Source organism: Mesorhizobium sp. M2A.F.Ca.ET.039.01.1.1 (assembly GCF_003998035.1).
Lineage (GTDB): Bacteria > Pseudomonadota > Alphaproteobacteria > Rhizobiales > Rhizobiaceae > Mesorhizobium.
Map to the genome: position 1 here is coordinate 1 of NZ_RZRY01001138.1, position 1,377 is coordinate 1,377.

A 1,377-nucleotide genomic window follows, 5' to 3' on the forward strand; every position below is an offset into this window, starting at 1 on the left:
GCCGGAGTTCTACTATGGCCACTGCCATTGCTGTCATTGAAGAGGTTTCACGCAAGCTCGGGGGACCGAGCGTGCTGGGAACAGATGTTCGTTCTCAGGCAGATCTCGCCATGATCGTCCGTCGCAGATTGCCCTTGGCCACCTTGAAGGGATTGTCGCTTGCCGCCCTCAGCGAGCAGGAGATCGAGCGCTTCGTCATCCCGCAGCGCACCCGGCGCCATCGGGCCGAGAAGAACCAGCCGCTGACTGTGGAAGAGTCCGACCGCGCCGTGAGACTGGTTCGCATCCAGGCACTGGCGGAAGAGACCTTTGAGGATGCAGCAAAGGCCAATCGGTGGCTGCGTAAGGAGCTCGGCGAATTGGGTGGCGAGACGCCTTTGAGCGTCGCCCAGACCGAGGCCGGCGCCCGCGTCGTGGAAACCATCCTCGGGAAGATCGCCTGGGGCGCCGCCGCCTGATGCGGTTGTGGCGGCTTTCGAGCCTCCAGTATGCGAATGCGATGGACGGCGGCTACGGCCTGCTGTTCGATGGCCGCTGGAATACGGTCGGGCATCCAGTCACCTACGCCACCACGTCGCCCTCGCTCTGCATCCTGGAGAAGCTTGTCCACGTTGAAGACCCGGCGTTGCTGCCGGCGCTCGCCATGGTGGCATACGATGTCGCGGATGAGATCCCTGCCTCGCATCGAACCATCGATGACCTTCCTGCTGATCGGCGCCAATGACGCAGCACCTTGGCGACGAATGGCTCACCGCAAATGATACCGCGCTGCTCTTTGTTCCATCGGCAATCGTACCGATTGCGGATAGCCCTGACCGCAATGTCCTTATCAATCCACGCCACTCTGCGGCCGCAGCGGTTCAGATCGCGCGCGTCGAGCGATTCGAGCTGGACATCCGGCTGTTAAGGGAATGAGATGGGAAATGACGTTTTTATTTCAATGCGTTAGGTTGTTCCATAAGATAGAGCATGCAACTTAAAGTAGTAATACAGCATCAAGCAATCTCAAGTTACAAGGCCGGTCAAGCATTTGACGAAAACTATCCTAGCCTCTATATTCTGGCCATGTGGCCATAAATTGGACCAGCGCCGATGAAGAGTATCTCCGTTGTTGAGGCAAAAGCGAATTTCTCCGGGCTCCTTGCCGAAGTCGAGGCGGGCGAGGAAATTGCTGTCACCCGACATGGCAAGGTCATCGCACGCATGGTGCCTGACCATCGCCGTGTTGCCGCCGACGCCTTTCGTGATTTTTGGGCGGATGCCGACGAGTTCGATCTGGTTGCACCAGAGGACAAGCCTGCGGAGGATGTGGCCTCGCTGGACCACTAGATCGTGGCGTCGCTCTATCTTTTGGACTCGAATAGTCTCATTGCAGCC

General features: G+C 58.5%; 4 protein-coding genes. All 4 read left to right on the forward strand.

The window, feature by feature from the left end:
• Positions 1-14: 14 nt before the first annotated feature.
• A complete protein-coding gene (locus EOA24_RS37945; RefSeq protein WP_127410823.1) occupies positions 15-458 on the forward strand; it encodes an antitoxin Xre/MbcA/ParS toxin-binding domain-containing protein in 444 nt (147 codons plus the stop codon).
• Positions 459-499: 41 nt separating this feature from the next.
• Complete coding sequence (locus EOA24_RS43640; protein ID WP_245501962.1) at positions 500-724, forward strand: RES family NAD+ phosphorylase; 225 nt, start codon at positions 500-502, stop codon at positions 722-724.
• A complete protein-coding gene (locus EOA24_RS43645) occupies positions 721-915 on the forward strand; it encodes an RES domain-containing protein (protein WP_245501963.1) in 195 nt (64 codons plus the stop codon). The genes EOA24_RS43640 and EOA24_RS43645 overlap by 4 nt, the downstream gene beginning before the upstream one ends.
• A gap of 177 nt (positions 916-1,092) precedes the next feature.
• Complete coding sequence (locus tag EOA24_RS37955; RefSeq protein WP_127410824.1) at positions 1,093-1,329, forward strand: type II toxin-antitoxin system prevent-host-death family antitoxin; 237 nt, start codon at positions 1,093-1,095, stop codon at positions 1,327-1,329.
• Positions 1,330-1,377 lie beyond the last annotated feature (48 nt).

What these genes read in the sequence shown, in the direction of transcription:
- EOA24_RS37945 (WP_127410823.1), top strand. Translation starts at nt 15, where the DNA reads ATGGCCACTGCCATTGCTGTCATTGAAGAGGTTTCACGCAAGCTCGGG.
- EOA24_RS43640 (WP_245501962.1), top strand. Translation starts at nt 500, where the DNA reads ATGGACGGCGGCTACGGCCTGCTGTTCGATGGCCGCTGGAATACGGTC.
- EOA24_RS43645 (WP_245501963.1), top strand. Translation starts at nt 721, where the DNA reads ATGACGCAGCACCTTGGCGACGAATGGCTCACCGCAAATGATACCGCG.
- EOA24_RS37955 (WP_127410824.1), top strand. Translation starts at nt 1,093, where the DNA reads ATGAAGAGTATCTCCGTTGTTGAGGCAAAAGCGAATTTCTCCGGGCTC.